Genomic DNA, 17,401 nt, shown 5'->3' on the forward strand with positions numbered 1-17,401 from the left:
CGCACCGCACCCGCCCGTACAACCGGCCCCATCCTGGAGGCACCCGTGCACGGGAACGACCGCACCACCCGCACCGGCAGAGACGAGACCAACAGAAGACGCCTGTCCCTCCGCAAGGCAGCGGCCCTGTTCACCGGGGCACTGCTGGCGGGCGCGTCCCTGACCCTGACCGCATCCCAGGCCGGCGCAGCCGTCGCCGGCCCCGACTCCGCCCCCGCGGCGGCGGCCGCCGAGGACTTCCAGCAGGTCACCCTCGCCAAGGGCGAGCCGGAGGTCGGCGAGCCCATGTCGCTCGCCGTCCTCCCCGACCGCTCGGTCCTGCACACCTCGCGCGACGGCGAACTGCGCCTCACCGACGCGGCGGGCAACACGAGACTCGCCGGCAAGCTCGACGTCTACTCCCACGACGAAGAGGGCCTCCAAGGCATCGGCGTGGACCCGGACTTCACCAGCAACCGCTTCATCTACCTGTACTACGCGCCCCCGCTGAACACCCCCGCGGGCGACGCCCCGGAAACCGGTACCGCCGCCGACTTCGCGCCCTTCGACGGGGTCAACCGGCTCTCCCGGTTCGTCCTGAACACCGACGGCACCCTCGATGCGGCCAGCGAGAAGAAGATCCTCGACGTCCCGGCCTCACGCGGCCTGTGCTGCCATGTCGGCGGCGACATCGACTTCGACGCGGCGGGCAACCTGTACCTGTCGACCGGCGACGACACCAACCCGTTCCAGTCGGACGGCTTCACCCCGATCGACGAGCGGGCCGGCCGCAACCCCGCCTTCGACGCGCAGCGTTCCTCCGGCAACACCAACGACCTGCGCGGCAAGATCCTGCGCATCAAGGTGAACGCCGACGGCTCGTACACCGTCCCCGACGGCAATCTCTTCGCACCCGGCACGGACAAGACGCGGCCCGAGATCTACGCCATGGGCTTCCGCAACCCGTTCCGCTTCAGCGTCGACAAGGCCACCGGGATCCTCTACGTCGGCGACTACGGGCCCGACGCCGGCGCCGCCGACCCGGCTCGCGGACCGGCCGGCCAGGTCGAGTTCGCCCGGGTGACCGGCCCCGGCAACTTCGGCTGGCCCTACTGCACGGGCGACAACGACGCCTACGTGGACTACGACTTCGCCACCGGCACCTCCGGCGCCGCCTTCGACTGCGCGGCGCCCAGGAACAACTCGCCGCACAACACCGGCCTGACCGACCTGCCGCCCGCGCAGGCCGCGTGGATCCCGTACGACGGCGGATCCGTGCCCGAGTTCGGCAACGGCTCCGAGTCCCCGATGGGCGGACCGGTCTACCGCTACGACCCGGCGCTCGACTCGCCCGTGAAGTTCCCCCAGGCCTACGACGGCGACTTCTTCGCCGGCGAGTTCGGCCGCCGCTGGATCAAGCGGATCGAGAGCGACACGAGCGGCACCGTCCAGTCGATCAACGACGTCCCGTGGACCGGCACCCAGATCATGGACATGGCCTTCGGTCCCGACGGCGCCCTGTACGTCCTCGACTACGGCACCGCCTGGTTCGGCGGCGACGAACACTCCGCCCTGTACCGCATCGAGAACGCCACCGACGGCCACTCCCCGGTCGCCCAGGCCGTGGCCGACCGGACCTCGGGGCAGGCACCGCTGAGGGTGGGCTTCTCCTCCGCGGGCACCACCGACCAGGACGGTGACACGCTCACGTACAGCTGGGACTTCGGCGACGGCGGCACGTCGACCGCGGCCAACCCCACGCACCGGTACAGGAAGAACGGCACCTACACCGCCACCCTGACCGCGAAGGACAGCACCGGCCGCACCGGGAGCGCGAGCGTGCCGATCGTGGTGGGCAACACCGCGCCCAAGGTCACCCTCGAACTCCCCAGGGACGGGCAGCTGTTCAGCTTCGGTGACGCGATCCCGTTCAAGGTGCGTGTGACCGACCCCGAGGACGGGCGGAACATCGACTGCGCCAAGGTGAAGGTCACCTTCATCCTCGGCCACGACAGCCACGGCCACCCCGTCACCTCGGCCAACGGCTGCACCGGCACCATCCAGACCAGCGCCGACGGAGGCCACGACGACGACGCCAACATCTTCGGGGTCTTCGACGCCGAGTACACCGACGGCGGTGGCGGCGGCCAGGCACCGCTGACCACCCACGACCAGAACGTCGTCCAGCCCAAGCACCGCCAGGCCGAGCACTTCGGCACCTCCTCGGGCGTCACGGTCATCGCCAAGGACACCGCGCACGGCGGCAACACGGTCGGCGACGTGAACAACGGCGACTGGATCGCCTTCACGCCGTACGTCCTGAGCAACGCCGAGAAGCTCACGGCCCGCGTCTCCTCGGGCGGCACGGGCGGCACGCTCGAGGTCCGCGCCGGTTCCGCGAGGGGCACGCTGCTCGGGAAGGCGACCGTGCCGGTGACCGGCGGCTGGGAGACCTTCCAGGACGTCAGCGCCGACCTGTCCCGCGCCCCACGCGGCACCACGACGCTGTACCTGGTCTTCAAGGGCAGCGGCTCCGGAGCCCTGTTCGACGTGGACGACTTCACCTTCACGACCCGCTGACAGGAGGTGACGGCAATGCGCTCAACCGGACGCCTGACCACGGCGGTCGCGGGCACGGCACTGCTTCTGGGCTGCGTCTCGGCACCGGCCGCCTCGCACCCGGCGGACGACGGACGGGTGCTGGTCTTCTCCAAGACGGCCGGCTTCCGCCACGACTCGATCCCCGACGGCGTCGCCGCGCTCAGGCAGCTCGGCGAGACCGCGGGCTTCAGGGTCGACGCCACGGAGGACGCGCGTACGTTCACCGCGCGCAACCTGCGGCGCTACGACGCGGTCGTGTTCCTCTCGACGACCGGAGACGTCCTCGACGCCACCCAACAGGCGGCCTTCGAGGGCTACATCCGAAGCGGCGGAGGCTACGTCGGCGTACACGCCGCAGCCGACACGGAGTACGACTGGGAGTTCTACGGCGGCCTCGCCGGCGCCTACTTCCAGTCGCACCCCGCGATCCAGCCCGCCACCGTCGACGTCGAGGACCACGCCCACCCGGCGACCTCCGGCCTGCCTAGCACCTGGGAACGCACCGACGAGTGGTACAACTACCGCTCCAATCCCCGGGAACGGGCCCACGTCCTCGCCTCGCTCGACGAGTCGTCCTACACCGGCGGCACCATGAACGGCGATCACCCGATCGCCTGGTGCCAGAACTACCAAGGAGGCCGCGCCTTCTACACGGGCGGCGGTCACACCAAGGAGTCGTACGCCGACCCCGCCTTCCGCGCACACCTGCTGGGCGGGATCCGCTGGGCCACCGGCGAGGCTCAGGCCGACTGCCGCCCGGAGAACGGCTACCGGGCCCTGTTCGACGGCAGCTCCCTGTCCGGCTGGAAACAGGCCGGCCCCGGCTCCTTCACCCCGGCCGCCGACGGCACCATCACCTCGTCGGGCGGCATGGGAATGCTCTGGTACGGCGACCGGAGCTTCGGGGCGTACTCCCTGAAGCTCGACTGGAAGATGGCCGGCGACGCGGGCGACGACAACTCGGGAGTGTTCGTGGGCTTTCCGCCCTCCGACGACCCGTGGTCGGCCGTGAACAACGGCTACGAGATCCAGATCGACGCCACCGACGTACCGGAGAAGACCACCGGTTCCGTCTACGGCTTCCGCTCCGCCGACCTGAAGAAGCGCGACCGCGCGCTGAACCCGCCGGGGGAGTGGAACACGTACGAGATCCGCGTGGAGGGCGAGCGCCTGCGCGTCTATCTCAACGGCGTGAAGATCAACGATTTCACCAACACCGATCCGGCCCGGAGCCTGCGGGACGGCCACGTCGGCCTCCAGAACCACGGAGCCGACGACCGGGTGTCCTTCCGTGACGTCCGGATCAAGGAACTGCCCGCGAAGTCCCCGGCTCGCACGACTTCGCAGGGCCACTGAACGACGGCGGGCGGGGGACGCCGGACCCCCGCCCGCCGTCATCACCTCGTACGCCGTCACCGACACCTCGTACGCCCGTCACCGACACCTCGTACGACGTCTTCGACTTGGAGGCTGCCCATGTCCGCGTCCGTTTCCGCATCGCGCGTCGGAGTGTGGCTGATCGGGGCTCGCGGCTCCGTCGCCACCACCGTCGTCGCGGGCTGCGCCGCCGTGACCGCGGGCCTGCACCCACCCACCGGCCTGGTCACCGAGACACCCGCCTTCGCCGACAGCCGCCTCCCGGCCCTGGAAGGCCTCGTCTTCGGCGGCCACGACACACTGGACTGCCCTCTTCCCAAACGCGCGGAAGCGCTGGCGGCCGGCGGTGTCCTGCCCCACGGCCTCCCCGCGGCCGTCGGCGCCGAACTGACCGCCGCCGACCACGAGATCAGACCCGGCGGACCCCTCCCCGGCGACACCCGCACCGACGACGAACTGATCGCCGTCTTCGCCGCGGACATACGGGACTTCGCGCGGCGGCGGGGGCTGGACCGGGCCGTCGTGGTGAACGTCGCCTCCACGGAGCCGGCGGCCACCGGCACGGCCCTGCCCGCCAGCTCCCTCTACGCGGCGGCGGCCCTGCGCGCCGGCTGCCCGTACGTGAACTTCACCCCCTCGACCGGCCTGCACCACCCCGCGCTGGCCTCGCTCGCCGCGTCCTCGGGGCTGCCCCACGCCGGTCGCGACGGCAAGACCGGCCAGACACTGCTGCGCTCCGCCCTCGGCCCGATGTTCGCGCAGCGGGCCCTCGCCGTCCGGGCCTGGTCCGGCACCAACCTGCTGGGCGGCGGCGACGGCGCCTCCCTCGCCGACCCGGCGGCCGCGGCGGCGAAGAACGCGGGCAAGGAGCGGGTCCTCGCCGACACGCTCGGCACGGTCCCCGAGGGCGAGGTGCACATCGACGACGTCCCCGTCCTCGGCGACTGGAAGACCGCCTGGGACCACGTCGCCTTCGACGGATTCCTCGGCGCCCGCATGATCCTCCAGACCACCTGGCAGGGCTGCGACTCCGCCCTCGCCGCACCCCTGGTCCTCGACCTGGTCCGGCTCGTCGCCCGCGCCCACGAGAGGGGCCTGTCGGGCCCGCTGGCCGAACTGGGCTTCTTCTTCAAGGACCCGGTGGGGGAGGGGTCTTCGGCTCTGGGTGAGCAGTACGCGGCGTTGACGGCGTTCGCGGGGCGGCTGCGGGACGGGAGGACGCGGTGAACGGGCGCCGGGAGGGCGCCGGGGATGCCGGGGGAACCGGGAGAACCGGGAAGACCAGGGAAGCCGCGTGCGCCCCGCCTGCCGGAGCGGCCGCCTGGGCAGAGCTGCTGCGGCTTCCCGCCCTGTTCACCGTGCCGGGCGATGCCCTCGCCGGTGCGGCAGCGGCCGGCGCCCGCCCGAACTTCCGCACCCTGCTCGCCATCGGTTCCTCCCTCTGCCTCTACGAGGCCGGCATGGCCCTCAACGACTGGGCCGACCGGCACGAGGACGCCGCCGAGCGCCCCCACCGCCCGCTCCCCTCCGGCCGGGTCCGTCCCACCGCGGCCCTCGTGGCGGCCTGTGCCCTCACCGGCGCGGGCCTGTCCCTGGCCGGATGCGCCGGCCGTCCCGCGCTCACGGTGGCCACCACCCTCGCGGCCACCGTCTGGGCGTACGACCTCGCGCTGAAGCACACCCCGGCGGGCCCGGCGGCCATGGCGACGGCCCGCGCCCTCGACCTGCTCCTCGGCGCGACAGCGACAGCGACCGCGACCGCGACTGCGACCCCGACCCCGACCCCGGACACCGTCGGCAGCATCCGCAGGGCCCTTCCCTCCGCCGCCCTGCTCGGTGCCCACACCCTCACCGTCACGACGGTCTCGCGGCGGGAGACCCAGGGCGGCTCACCCCTGGTCCCCCTGACGGCCCTGGCCACGAGTGCCGCACTGACCCGGCTCCTGACCCACCCGTCCAAGAGGCCGGACCGGCTGGACGGGCCGGACGGGCCGGTGGCCCTCGTGCCACCACCCGGCCTCCCCCTGCGCACCGCACTGGCCGCCGCCTACGCCGCGACCACAGCCCGCCCCTACCTCCACGCCACCCTCAACCCGTCACCCCCGCTCACCCAACGCGCCGTCAGCGGCGGCATCCGCGCCACCATCCCCCTCCAGGCCGCCCTCTGCGCCCGCTCCGGCGCACCGGTCACCGCCCTGCTGACGGCGGCACTGGCCCCGCTCGCCGGCAGGTTCGCGAGGAAGGTGAGCGTCACATGAACCCTCTCCGCTTCGGCTACGGCACCAACGGCCTGGCCGATCTCCGGCTCGACGACGCGCTCCGCCTCCTCGCCGACCTCGGCTACGACGGCGTCGGGCTGACGCTCGACCACATGCATCTCGACCCCTGCGCCCCTGACCTGGCCGCGCGCACCCGACGTCTCGCACGGCGGCTGGACGCGCTCCGCCTGTCGGTCACCGTGGAGACGGGCGCGCGCTACGTGCTCGACCCCTGTCGCAAACACGGCCCCTCCCTGCTGGACCCCGATCCGGACGACCGTGCCCGACGCGTCGACCTACTGCTCCGCGCCGTCCGGGTGGCCGCCGACCTCGGCGCCCACGCCGTGCACTGCTTCAGCGGCATCACGCCGGCGGGGACCGACCCGGACACGGCGTGGAAACGGCTGGCCGAGACGCTCACCCCCGTCCTGGACGCGGCCGCCGGCGCCCAGGTCCCCCTCGCCGTCGAGCCCGAACCCGGCCACCTCCTCGCCGACCTCGCCGGCTTCCACCGGCTCCGTCGAACCCTCGGCGACCCGGAGCACCTCGGCCTGACCCTCGACATCGGCCACTGCCAGTGCCTGGAGCCCCTGTCGCCCGCCGAGTGCGTGCGGGCGGCCGCCCCCTGGCTGCGGCACGTCCAGATCGAGGACATGCGCCGCGGCGTCCACGAACACCTCCCGTTCGGTGACGGCGAGATCGACTTCCCGCCGGTGCTCGCCGCCCTGACAGCGGCCGGCTACCAGGGCCTGACCGTCGTCGAACTGCCCCGCCACTCGCACGCCGGCCCCCACTTCGCCGAACTGTCCCTCCCGTTCCTCCGTCACGCGGCGGCGCCCTCCCAAGGGAGCACCTCATGACCGACCTCCACGCCGACCCGGCAACCCCGACGGCAGGTCTCCAGGGCACCACCCTCGCCCGCACCCCGCCGCCCGCCCTGCACCGCCGCGTCACCGCCCACCTCGGCTCAGCCGCCCGCGCCTGGTTCGACCAGGCCCTCGACGAGGCCGCCGCACATCCCGGCAGGCACGGGCCCATCTCCGTGTGGGAGCTGCGGCTGGCCGAGGCAGGGCGCCGCTGCGGCTCGGCGCACGCCGACGCCGTCCGCGTCCTCATCCTGCACGCGGCCCGCGCCGACACGGACGACCTCACCCGCGTCTACCTCCAGGGCACGGCCGCCGAACGCCGAGCCGTTCTGCACGCGCTGCCCCACCTGGTGCCGGGCCCGGACGCCCTGCCGCTCGTCGAGGACGCCCTGCGCACCAACGACACCCGCCTCCTCGCCGCAGCGGTCGGCCCGTACGCCGCCCGCCACCTGCCCGCCCATCAGTGGCGCCACGCCGTCCTGAAGTGCCTCTTCACCGGAGTGCCCGTCGACGAGGTGGCCGACCTGGACCGCCGGGCCCACGCCGACGCGGAACTCGCCCGCATGCTCGGCGACTACGCCGCGGAGCGCACCGCGGCCGACCGACCGGTCCCCGCAGACCTGAACCGCGTCCTGACCCTGACCGACCCAGAGGCCGCCCCACCGGCCGCCCGGGACGACCGCGACGGCGAGGAGTGCTGATGCGTATCTTCGACCCCCACATCCACATGACGTCCCGCACCACCGACGACTACGAGGCCATGCGCGCCGCCGGCATCCGGGCCGTCGTCGAGCCCTCCTTCTGGCTCGGCCAGCCACGCACCTCGACGGCCTCCTTCCTCGACTACTTCGACTCCCTCCTGGGCTGGGAGCCCTTCCGCGCCGCCCAGTACGGCATCGCGCACCACTGCACACTCGCCCTCAATCCCAAGGAGGCGAACGACCCCCGCTGCGTCCCCGTCCTCGACGAACTGCCCCGGTATCTCCTCAAGGACCAGGTGGTGGCCGTCGGCGAGATCGGCTACGACTCGATGACGCCCGCCGAGGACACCGCGCTCGCCGCGCAGCTCCAGCTCGCCGCGGACCACGGGCTGCCCGCGCTCGTGCACACCCCGCACCGCGACAAGCTCGCCGGTCTGCGCCGCACCCTCGACGTCGCCCGGGAGTCCGCGCTGTCCCCGGACCGGATCCTGGTCGACCACCTCAACGAGACCACCGTCAAGGAGGCCAAGGACAGCGGCTGCTGGCTGGGCTTCTCGGTCTACCCGGACACCAAGATGGACGAGCGGCGGATGGTCGCGATCCTCCGGGCCCACGGCCCCGACCAGGTACTGGTGAACTCCGCCGCGGACTGGGGCCGCAGTGATCCGCTCAAGACCCGCAGGGTCGGCGACCTGATGCTGGCCGAGGGCTTCACCGAGGACGAGGTCGACCTGGTGCTGTGGCGCAACCCCGTCGCCTTCTACGGGCTCAGCGGCCGCCTGAACCTGGAGGTCACCCCGCCCGACGCCAGCCACGAGGGCAACTCCGTGCTGCGCGGCGGGGAGTGAGCGATGCGCTTCCGCCACCCCGACGGCTCCACCGTCCACCTCGCCTACTGCACCAACGTCCATCCCGCCGAAACCCTCGACGGGGTCCTCGCCCAGCTCCGGGACCACTGCGAACCCGTCCGGCGGCGCCTGGGCCGTGACCGCCTCGGGATCGGCCTGTGGCTGGCCAAGGACGCCGCCCACGCCCTCGTCACCGACCCGTTCGCCCTGCGCGCGCTGCGCACCGAACTCGACCGGCGCGGCCTCGAAGTCGTCACCCTCAACGGCTTCCCCTACGACGGATTCGGCGCCGAAGAGGTCAAGTACCGGGTCTACAGACCGGACTGGGCCGACCCCGAACGCCTCGACCACACCACGGCCCTGGCCCGCGTCCTCGCAGGACTGCTCCCCGACGACGTCACCGAGGGCACCATCTCCACCCTGCCCCTGGCCTGGCGCACGGCCCACGACGACGACCGCGCGGCGCGGGCCCGCACCGCCCTCACCAAACTCGCCGAACGCCTCGACGCGCTCGCCGAACTCACCGGCCGCTCCCTCCACGTCGGCCTGGAACCGGAACCCGGCTGTGTCGTCGAAACCACCACCGACGCCATCGCCCCGCTCACCGCGATCGGCCACGACCGCATCGGCGTCTGCGTCGACACCTGCCACCTCGCCACCTCCTTCGAAGACCCGCACACCGCCCTGGACGCGCTCACCCGCGCCGGCGTCCCCGTCGTGAAATCCCAGCTCTCAGCCGCCCTGCACGCCGAACACCCCCATCTCCCCGAAGTCCGCGAGGCGCTGGCGGCCTTCGACGAACCCCGATTCCTGCACCAGACCCGCACCGCCACCGCCGCGGGCCTGCGCGGCACCGACGACCTGGGGGAGGCACTCAAGGGCGACGCCCTCCCCGAAGCGGCACCCTGGCGTGCCCACTTCCACGTCCCGCTGCACGCGGCCCCCGCCGCACCCCTCACCTCCACGCTCCCCGTCCTCAAGGACGCCCTGACCCACCTCGTCGGCGGCCCGCGTCCGCTCACCCGCCACCTCGAGGTCGAGACCTACACCTGGCAGGCGCTCCCGCCCGAGCTGCGCCCCCGTGGCCGCGCCCAGCTCGCCGACGGCATCGCCGCCGAACTCACCCTCGCCCGCGACCTGTTGACGGACCTCGGCCTGAAGGAGCTCCCATGAGCGCCGACCGGACCACCGAGCAACCGACCCCCCTTCTCGTCCTCGATGTCGTCGGCCTCACCCCCCGACTCCTGCACCACATGCCCCACCTCAAGGCACTCGGCGAGACCGGCTCCCGCGCGCCGCTCGGCACCGTCCTGCCCGCCGTCACCTGCGCCGCGCAGTCCACCTTCCTGACCGGCACCCACCCCTCGGAACACGGGATCGTCGGCAACGGCTGGTACTTCCGAGAACTCGGCGACGTCCTCCTGTGGCGTCAGCACAACGGCCTGGTCGCCGGAGACAAACTCTGGGACGCCGCCCGTCGCGCCCACCCCGGCTACACGGTCGCCAACATCTGCTGGTGGTACGCCATGGGCGCCGACACCGACATCACCCTCACCCCCCGTCCCATCTACTACGCCGACGGCCGCAAGGAACCCGACTGCTACACGCGGCCCGCCGACCTCCACGACGAACTCACCGGGAAACTCGGCACCTTCCCCCTCTTCCACTTCTGGGGACCCGGCGCGGACCTCGTCTCCAGCCGCTGGATCATCGACGCGACCCGGCATGTCATCCGCACCCGCCACCCCGACCTGACGCTCTGTTACCTCCCGCACCTCGACTACGACCTGCAGCGCCACGGCCCCGACGACCCGCGCTCCCTGAAAGCGGCGGCGGACCTGGACAGGGCGCTGGGCCCCCTGCTGGACGACGCCCGCGCCGAGGGCCGAACCGTCGTCGCGTTGTCCGAGTACGCCATCACCCGCGTGGACCGCCCCGTCGACATCAACCGCGCCCTGCGTCGCGCCGGTCTGCTGGAGGTGCACACGCAGGACGGCATGGAGTACCTCGACCCGATGGCCTCCCGCGCCTTCGCGGTCGCCGACCACCAGATCGCGCACGTCTACGTACGCCGACCGGAGGACCTCGACGCGACCCGGGCCGCCCTCGACGGCCTGCCCGGCATCGGCCAACTCCTGGACGACGAGGGCAAGAAGGCCCATCACCTCGACCATCCCCGCTCCGGCGAACTCGTCGCCGTCGCGGAGCCGGACGCCTGGTTCACGTACTACTACTGGCTCGACGACGCCCGCGCGCCTGACTTCGCGCGACTCGTCGAGATCCACCGCAAACCCGGCTACGACCCGGTCGAACTCTTCATGGACCCGCTCGACCCCTATGTGAAGGTGAAGGCGGCCACGGCACTGGCCCGCAAGAAGCTCGGCATGCGCTACCGCATGGCGGTCGTGCCCCTGGACCCCTCACCTATTCGCGGCAGCCACGGCCGCCTCCCCGAGAGCGACGACGACGGTCCGCTCCTCATCTGCTCCACCCCCCGCGCTGTCGGTGACCGGGTCGCGGCCACCGACGTGAAAGCACTGCTGCTCCGACTGGCCGGTCTTTCCTGACTGGTCACAAGTGAAGCACTCACCACTGACAACGCCTTCCGACACCCGAGGAGTTCCAGGCATGAGCCGCATCCCCCAGACCGACGCCGAACTCACCCACCGTCTCACCAGACGAGGAATGCTCGGGGTGGCCGCCGGTGCCACCGCCGCCGCACTGCTCGGCGCGGCCGCCTCACCCGCGGGCGCCGCGACCGACACCGCGGCCGGTACCGCCGGCCGCGGCCGCCCCGTACTGCCGCCCGGCCGGCTCGGCATCCAGCTCTACAGCCTGCGCGACAAGGTCTCCACGCTGGGCTTCGCCCCCGTCTTCGCCGAGCTGGAGAGATACGGCTACGACGAGGTCGAGTTCGCCGGGTACACCCAGGGTTCGGCCGGACCGATCACCCTCGCCCAGCTCAGGCGGCTGGCCCGCAACCACGGCCTGAACCCGATCGGCAGCCACGTCGGCTACTACTCCAGCGACCCCAACGCCTACACCTTCGCCCAGAACCTCACCAAGGTCCTCGACGACGCCCAGGCCCTCGGCCTCAAGCACATCGGCACCGCCGCCGGCCCGTTCCGCTACGGCTCCACCGTCGACGCGTGGAAGCGCGCGGCCGAGGACTTCAACACCTACGGTGCGGCGGCCAGGGCGCGCGGCATGAAGTTCTACCAGCACAACCACTCCGAGGAGTTCTCCTTCGCCACCGACAACCCCAAGGTCCGTCTCTACGACGTGCTGCTCGCCGAGACCGACCCCGACCTGGTGTTCCTGGAGATGGACATCTTCTGGGCGTACTCGGGCCAGTTCCGCTTCTCGAAGCGGCTTGACGGCACGCCCGCGCCCTTCGAGCCCCTCGACTACGTGCTGAGGCAGCCTCACCGCTACCCCCTCTTCCACGTCAAGGACGGGGTGAGCGACCCGGCGAACACCTACGGCTACCGGATGACCGACGTGGGCGACGGCGACATCGACTACCAGCGGTTCATCTCCGCGGTGACCCGGCTGCGCGGGGAACGCCTGGCCCACCACTGGCAGGCCGAGCACGACAACCCGGCCGAGTCCTTCACCTTCGCCCGGCGCTCCAGCGAGCACCTGCACTCGCTGCGCGAGAGGTGCTGACGGCCGGACCGACGTGAGGCGGCCCTCCCCGGCATCCGGGGAGGGCCGCCTCACGTCGCGCCCAGCTGTCGTCAGCTGTTGCCGTGCGTTCGAGCGCTGCTGTGCGTCAGGTTGTGATCGTCACTCCACGGTAGGGACGGTTCGCGGCGTCGGGGTGTGCCGGTGAGCTGTTGTGCGGTACGACGGGGACCGCACGTCACGCCGTCTCCTCGCCGAGCGGTTGCGGGTTGGGGCTGATGCGCTTGGCCTTGGGGCGTCCCGGCGGGTGCAGGAAGGTGGCGACGAAGCCCGCGAAGAGGGAGATCGTACCCGCCAGGACGAAGGCGCCGCCGTAGCCCCACGCGCTCACCACCACCGCGCCCATACCGGAGCCGAGCAGCCCGGAGACGAGCTTCGAGGAGTAGACCAGGCCGTAGTTGGAGGCGTTGTTGTTCTCTCCGAAGTAGTCGGCGGTCATCGCGGCGAACATGGGGAAGATCGCGCCGCCGCCGAACCCGGAGATCGACGAGAACAGCAGGAACAACGGCAGGTTCCCGATGTTCCCGGAGAACAGGATGCCGTACTGCGACAGGCCGAGGACGATGCAGACGAAGATCAGGCACTGCTTGCGGCCGTACCGGTCGGACAGCCAGCCGATCACCCCGCGGCCCGTGCCGTTCACGATCGCCTTGAGGGACATGGCCGTCGCCACGATCCCGCCCGCGAAGCCGGCCTCGTCGCCGAAGGGCACCTGGAAGGCGATGCCGAAGATGTTCACGCCCGAGGTGCACAGCAGACAGAACCACATGAGGCCCACACGTCCGGTCTGCCACGCCTCCTTGGGGGTGTACTGGTGCACGGCCGGCGGGTTCTTCTCCATCGCGCGCCGGGCGCGTGCGTCGTCGGGCTTCTTCAGCGGGTCGACGTCGGCGGGCCACCAGTTCTTCGGCGGGTCGCGGAAGAAGTAGCCCGCGAAGGCGACGACCGCGGCCAGGAACACGCCCACGCAGACCAGCACCCACCGGAAGTTGCCGAGGTCCATGAAGCCGGTGAAGAGGAACACGAAGGGCACGGAACCGTACGCGAAGCCGCCGTTCACGAAGCCCGTCTTGCCGCCCTTGCGCTCCGGATACCACTTGGCGACCATGTTCACGCAGGTCGCGTAGACCATGCCGGCGCCCATACCGCTGAACATGCCGAAGCCGATGTACGCGACGACGACGTGCGGCGCGAAGGCGAGCGAGAGATAGCCCAGCAGCGTGCCGAGCGCGCCGCACATCATCGCCCAGCGGGCGGGAAGTTTGCCGCTCTCCCGCAGCTTGCCGGCGGGGAAGGCCACCGCGGCCTGGAAGAACACCCAGACGCCCAGCATCCAGAAGATGTGGCCACTGCTCCAGTGGTGCGCGGTGTGCAGCGTGTCCTCGGCGGACGCGAACGCGTACTCGGCCGAGCTGATGCCCATCATGCCGACCCACGGCAGGATGACCATCCACTTGCGTTTGCGGCCCATGATGTCGATGTCGGTCTCGCCGAGGCGGTAGACGCGTCCGTTCGCGTCGGTCACCTCGCGGTAGGAGACCGGGGTTGGCAGATCGGTCGTTGTCATGTGTGTCGCACCCCTTGCGTCGAAAGTTCTGGCCAGCGCCCCCTGTCCAATGCCTTTCGTGTGCGCACGGGTCCCGGGGCCGGCCGACGCGCACCGTCGGCCGGCCCCGCGCCGGGTCACCTCATGAGGCGCCCCCCAACACCCCGGCCGCCCGCGCCCACCGGTACTTGGCGCCGAGCACGGCCACCGGCTTCTCGGTCGTGTACGGGTACGCCACGACCCCGCGCTCGTACAGGTACTGGCAGGCCTCCTCGACCTCGACGTCGCCCGCGAGGGACGCCACCACCGGCTTCTCGATGCCGCGCTCCCGGAACTCGGCCACCACGCGCGCGGTGAGCTCCGCGAAGAGCATCGGGGGAGTGACGATGGTGTGCCAGTAGCCGAGGACGAGCGCGTGGATGCGCGGGTCCTCCAGCCCCAGCCGGATCGTCGCCTCGTACGTCGACGGCGGCTCACCCCCGGTGATGTCCACCGGGTTGCCCGCCGCCCCGAAGGGCGGGATGAACTTCCTGAACGCCTCGTCCAGGTCGGGCGGGATCTCCATCAGGGACAGCCCGTTGTCCGTGACCGCGTCCGAGAGCAGTACGCCACTGCCGCCGGCGCCCGTGATGATCACGATGTTGTCCCCCTGAGGGGTGGGAAGCACCGGCAACGCGCGCGCGTACTCCAGCATTTCGTTCAGGCCGGGCGCCCGGATGACACCGGCCTGCCGGAGGATGTCCTCGTACACCGCGTCGTCGCCCGCCAGCGCGCCGGTGTGCGACCCGGCGGCTTTGGCGCCGGCCGCGGTACGTCCGGCCTTCAGGACGACGACCGGCTTCTTCGGTACGGTCGCCCGCGCCGCCTCGACGAAGGCGCGTCCGTCCTTGAGGTCCTCCAGGTGCATCGCGATGCACTCGGTGTGCGGGTCCTCGCCGAACCAGGTCAGCAGGTCGTCCTCGTCCAGGTCCGACTTGTTGCCGAGGCCGACGATCGCCGACACGCCCGTCTTCGTGGTCCGGGCGAAGCCGAGGATGGCCATCCCGATGCCGCCCGACTGCGAGGTCAGCGCCACCCCGCCCTTGACGTCGTACGGGGTGCAGAACGTGGCGCACAGGTCGTGCCAGGTCGAGTAGTAGCCGTAGATGTTCGGACCCAGCAGCCGCACGCCGTGCCGCTCCGCGATCGCCACGATCTCGTCCTGGAGCTCGTGTTCGCCGGTCTCCGCGAAGCCGGACGGGATCAGCACGGCGTTCGGGATCTTCTTGCGTCCCACCTCCTCCAGGGCCGAGGCCACGAACTTGGCGGGGATCGCGAAGACCGCCACATCCACCTCACCGGGAACGTCGGTGACACTCTTGTACGCCTTGCGGCCGAGAATGTCATCGGCCTTGGGGTTCACCGGGTGGATCTCCCCGGTGAACCCGCCGTCGACGAGGTTGCGCATCACCGAGTTGCCGATCTTGCCCTGCTCGTTGGAGGCGCCGATCACGGCGACCGAGGCGGGCTGCATGAGGCGGCGCATGGAGGTGAGGATCTCCTCGCGCGTGTACCTTCGGCGCTCCTTGGGCGGCGCGTCGGACAGGATCACGCGGATGTCCGCCGCGACCGCGCCCTCCGGGGTGGCGATCACCGGATTGAGGTCCACCTCGGCGATCTCCGGGAAGTCCGCGACCAGTTGGGACACCCGGCGGATCTGCTCGGCGAGGGCCCACCGGTCCACGGCCGGCGCGCCGCGCACCCCGCGAAGGATCTCCGCCGAGCGGATCGAGTCCAGCATGGACAGCGCCTCGTCGGCGTCCAGCGGGGCGAGCCGGAACGTGACGTCCTTGAGGACCTCGACCAGTACCCCGCCGAGTCCGAAGGCCACCACCTTCCCGAAGGTCGGGTCGGTCACCGCGCCGACGATGACCTCCTGCCCCTTGGGGAGCAGCTCCTGGATCTGCACGCCCTCGATACGGGCCCGCGCGTCGTACGAGCGCGCGTTGTCGACGATCTCGTGGAACGCGGCTCGTACGTCGGCCGAACCCTCGACGCCGACGATCACCCCGCCGGCGTCGGTCTTGTGCAGGATGTCGGGCGAGACGATCTTCATCACCACGGGCCCGCCGAAGCGCGCCGCGTACGCGACCGCCTCGTCGACGTCCTTCGCCAGTTCCTCGCCCGGTACGGCGATCCCGTACGCGTCGGCGATCACCTTGCCCTCGGGTGCGGTCAGCGCCGCCCGGCCCTCGGCCCGCACGGAGTCGAGGAGGGCACGCACCCTCAGGTGGCGGTCTTCGGCCATCACGTCAGATCACTCCGTTCGACTTGAGCAGGCGCAGCTCCTCGTCGCCGAGACCGAGCTCGCCGACGTAGACCTCTTCGTTGTGCTCGCCCAGCAGGGGTGAACTGCTCACCTCGACGGGGGAGTCGGAGAGCTTCAGCGGGCTGCCCACGGTCACGAACTCGCCCCGCTCGGGGTGCGGCACGGTGACGACCATCTCGTTGGCGACCAGCGACCGGTCCTCGATGATCTCCTTGGTGGACAGGATCGGTCCGCACGGGATGTTGTGCGCGTTGAGCCTCTCCAGCACCTCCCACTTGGGGAGGGTGGACGACCACTCCTCGATCAGCTGGAACATCTTGCCCAGCTTGGGCAGCCGTGCCTCCGGCGTGGCCCACTCGGGATCGGCCGCCAGCTCGGGGCGGCCGATGAGTTCGCTGAGCGGCTGCCAGCCGACGGGCTGCACGATGACGTACACGTAGTCGTTGGGGCCGCCCGGCGCGCACTTGACCGCCCAGCCGGGCTGGCCGCCGCCGGAGGCGTTCCCGGACCTGGGAACCTCGTCGCCGAAGTCGTCGTTGGGATATTCGGCGAGTGCGCCATGGGCCAGGCGCTGCTGGTCGCGCAGCTTCACCCGGCAGAGGTTGAGCACCGCGTGCTGCATGGCCACGTTCACCCGCTGTCCGCGCCCGGTCTGTTCCCGCTGGAACAGCGCCGCGAGGATGCCCGCCACGGCGTGGACGCCCGTGCCCGAGTCCCCGATCTGGGCCCCGGTCGCCAGTGGCGGCCCGTCCTCGAAGCCGGTGGTCGACATCGACCCGCCCATGGCCTGCGCGACGACCTCGTACGCCTTGAAGTTGGTGTACGGGCCGTCCCCGAACCCCTTGATGGAGGCGTAGACGATCCGCGGATTGATCTCCTGGATGCGGTCCCAGGTGAAGCCCATGCGGTCGACCGCGCCCGGTCCGAAGTTCTCGACCATGACGTCGGAGCGCCGGATCAGCTCGGTGAGGATCTCCTTGCCGCGCTCGGTCTTGGTGTTGAGGGTGATGCTCCGCTTGTTGCAGTTGAGCATCGTGAAGTAGAGGGAGTCGACGTCCGGGAGGTCGCGCAACTGCTTGCGCGTGATGTCACCGGAGGGGGCTTCCAGCTTGACGACGTCCGCGCCGAGCCAGGCGAGCAGCTGGGTCGCGGAGGGCCCGGACTGGACGTGGGTCATGTCCAGGACGCGGATGCCTTCGAGTGCCTTGGTGGACGTACCGGTCATCGGGG

At 71.4% G+C, this 17,401-nt stretch carries 13 protein-coding genes; 10 read left to right on the top strand and 3 right to left on the bottom strand.

Going from position 1 to position 17,401, the window contains the following annotated elements:
* The first annotated feature begins 45 nt into the window (after window positions 1-45).
* From AQJ84_RS03115 to AQJ84_RS03160, 10 genes are all read left to right on the top strand, one after another.
* Window positions 46-2,559, top strand: a complete 2,514-nt coding sequence (locus AQJ84_RS03115; protein ID WP_053190257.1) for a PQQ-dependent sugar dehydrogenase — start codon at window positions 46-48, stop codon at window positions 2,557-2,559.
* 15 nt (window positions 2,560-2,574) lie between these two features.
* Entirely contained in the window at window positions 2,575-3,936 is a 1,362-nt protein-coding gene (locus AQJ84_RS03120; RefSeq protein WP_030039670.1) for a ThuA domain-containing protein, read from the top strand.
* A gap of 120 nt (window positions 3,937-4,056) precedes the next feature.
* On the top strand, window positions 4,057-5,184 hold the full coding sequence (locus tag AQJ84_RS03125; RefSeq protein WP_030039669.1) for an inositol-3-phosphate synthase: 1,128 nt from the start codon (window positions 4,057-4,059) through the stop codon (window positions 5,182-5,184).
* The gene (locus tag AQJ84_RS03130; protein ID WP_107082607.1) at window positions 5,181-6,215 is read left to right on the top strand and encodes an SCO3242 family prenyltransferase; all 1,035 of its coding nucleotides are present in this window, start codon (window positions 5,181-5,183) and stop codon (window positions 6,213-6,215) included. Before AQJ84_RS03125 ends, AQJ84_RS03130 begins: the two co-directional genes overlap by 4 nt.
* Window positions 6,212-7,075: a sugar phosphate isomerase/epimerase family protein gene (locus AQJ84_RS03135; protein WP_030039667.1), complete on the top strand. Its 864-nt coding sequence runs from the start codon at window positions 6,212-6,214 to the stop codon at window positions 7,073-7,075. The genes AQJ84_RS03130 and AQJ84_RS03135 overlap by 4 nt, the downstream gene beginning before the upstream one ends.
* Complete coding sequence (locus AQJ84_RS03140) at window positions 7,072-7,782, top strand: EboA domain-containing protein (protein ID WP_053190256.1); 711 nt, start codon at window positions 7,072-7,074, stop codon at window positions 7,780-7,782. The genes AQJ84_RS03135 and AQJ84_RS03140 overlap by 4 nt, the downstream gene beginning before the upstream one ends.
* Window positions 7,782-8,630: a TatD family hydrolase gene (locus tag AQJ84_RS03145; protein WP_053190255.1), complete on the top strand. Its 849-nt coding sequence runs from the start codon at window positions 7,782-7,784 to the stop codon at window positions 8,628-8,630. The genes AQJ84_RS03140 and AQJ84_RS03145 overlap by 1 nt, the downstream gene beginning before the upstream one ends.
* 3 nt (window positions 8,631-8,633) lie before the next feature.
* Complete coding sequence (gene eboE / locus AQJ84_RS03150; protein ID WP_030039663.1) at window positions 8,634-9,803, top strand: metabolite traffic protein EboE; 1,170 nt, start codon at window positions 8,634-8,636, stop codon at window positions 9,801-9,803.
* Window positions 9,800-11,197 carry a nucleotide pyrophosphatase/phosphodiesterase family protein gene (locus AQJ84_RS03155; protein WP_030039662.1) on the top strand — a complete coding sequence of 466 codons (1,398 nt, stop codon included), beginning with the start codon at window positions 9,800-9,802 and terminating at the stop codon, window positions 11,195-11,197. The genes eboE and AQJ84_RS03155 overlap by 4 nt, the downstream gene beginning before the upstream one ends.
* Window positions 11,198-11,258: 61 nt before the next feature.
* Window positions 11,259-12,299: a sugar phosphate isomerase/epimerase family protein gene (locus tag AQJ84_RS03160; protein WP_030039661.1), complete on the top strand. Its 1,041-nt coding sequence runs from the start codon at window positions 11,259-11,261 to the stop codon at window positions 12,297-12,299.
* A gap of 196 nt (window positions 12,300-12,495) precedes the next feature.
* On the opposite strand, the gene AQJ84_RS03165 is transcribed toward AQJ84_RS03160, so the two are convergent.
* From AQJ84_RS03165 to frc, 3 genes are all read right to left on the bottom strand, one after another.
* Window positions 12,496-13,884 carry an OFA family MFS transporter gene (locus tag AQJ84_RS03165; protein WP_030039660.1) on the bottom strand — a complete coding sequence of 463 codons (1,389 nt, stop codon included), beginning with the start codon at window positions 13,882-13,884 and terminating at the stop codon, window positions 12,496-12,498.
* A gap of 121 nt (window positions 13,885-14,005) precedes the next feature.
* Complete coding sequence (locus AQJ84_RS03170) at window positions 14,006-16,150, bottom strand: acetate--CoA ligase family protein (RefSeq protein ID WP_030039659.1); 2,145 nt, start codon at window positions 16,148-16,150, stop codon at window positions 14,006-14,008.
* Window positions 16,151-16,154: 4 nt separating this feature from the next.
* Window positions 16,155-17,396, bottom strand: coding sequence for a formyl-CoA transferase (frc, locus tag AQJ84_RS03175; RefSeq protein WP_030039658.1), 1,242 nt, complete (start codon window positions 17,394-17,396; stop codon window positions 16,155-16,157).
* Window positions 17,397-17,401: the final 5 nt, after the last annotated feature.

Source organism: Streptomyces resistomycificus, from assembly GCF_001514265.1.
Taxonomy (GTDB): Bacteria; Actinomycetota; Actinomycetes; order Streptomycetales; family Streptomycetaceae; genus Streptomyces; species Streptomyces resistomycificus.

Bases quoted from the DNA above. Each gene is read 5' to 3' on its own strand.
- AQJ84_RS03120 (WP_030039670.1), top strand. From the start codon at position 2,575: ATGCGCTCAACCGGACGCCTGACCACGGCGGTCGCGGGCACGGCACTG.
- AQJ84_RS03125 (WP_030039669.1), top strand. From the start codon at position 4,057: ATGTCCGCGTCCGTTTCCGCATCGCGCGTCGGAGTGTGGCTGATCGGG.
- AQJ84_RS03135 (WP_030039667.1), top strand. From the start codon at position 6,212: ATGAACCCTCTCCGCTTCGGCTACGGCACCAACGGCCTGGCCGATCTC.
- AQJ84_RS03140 (WP_053190256.1), top strand. From the start codon at position 7,072: ATGACCGACCTCCACGCCGACCCGGCAACCCCGACGGCAGGTCTCCAG.
- AQJ84_RS03145 (WP_053190255.1), top strand. From the start codon at position 7,782: ATGCGTATCTTCGACCCCCACATCCACATGACGTCCCGCACCACCGAC.
- eboE (WP_030039663.1), top strand. From the start codon at position 8,634: ATGCGCTTCCGCCACCCCGACGGCTCCACCGTCCACCTCGCCTACTGC.
- AQJ84_RS03155 (WP_030039662.1), top strand. From the start codon at position 9,800: ATGAGCGCCGACCGGACCACCGAGCAACCGACCCCCCTTCTCGTCCTC.
- AQJ84_RS03160 (WP_030039661.1), top strand. From the start codon at position 11,259: ATGAGCCGCATCCCCCAGACCGACGCCGAACTCACCCACCGTCTCACC.
- AQJ84_RS03165 (WP_030039660.1), bottom strand. From the start codon at position 13,884: ATGACAACGACCGATCTGCCAACCCCGGTCTCCTACCGCGAGGTGACC.
- AQJ84_RS03170 (WP_030039659.1), bottom strand. From the start codon at position 16,150: ATGGCCGAAGACCGCCACCTGAGGGTGCGTGCCCTCCTCGACTCCGTG.
- frc (WP_030039658.1), bottom strand. From the start codon at position 17,396: ATGACCGGTACGTCCACCAAGGCACTCGAAGGCATCCGCGTCCTGGAC.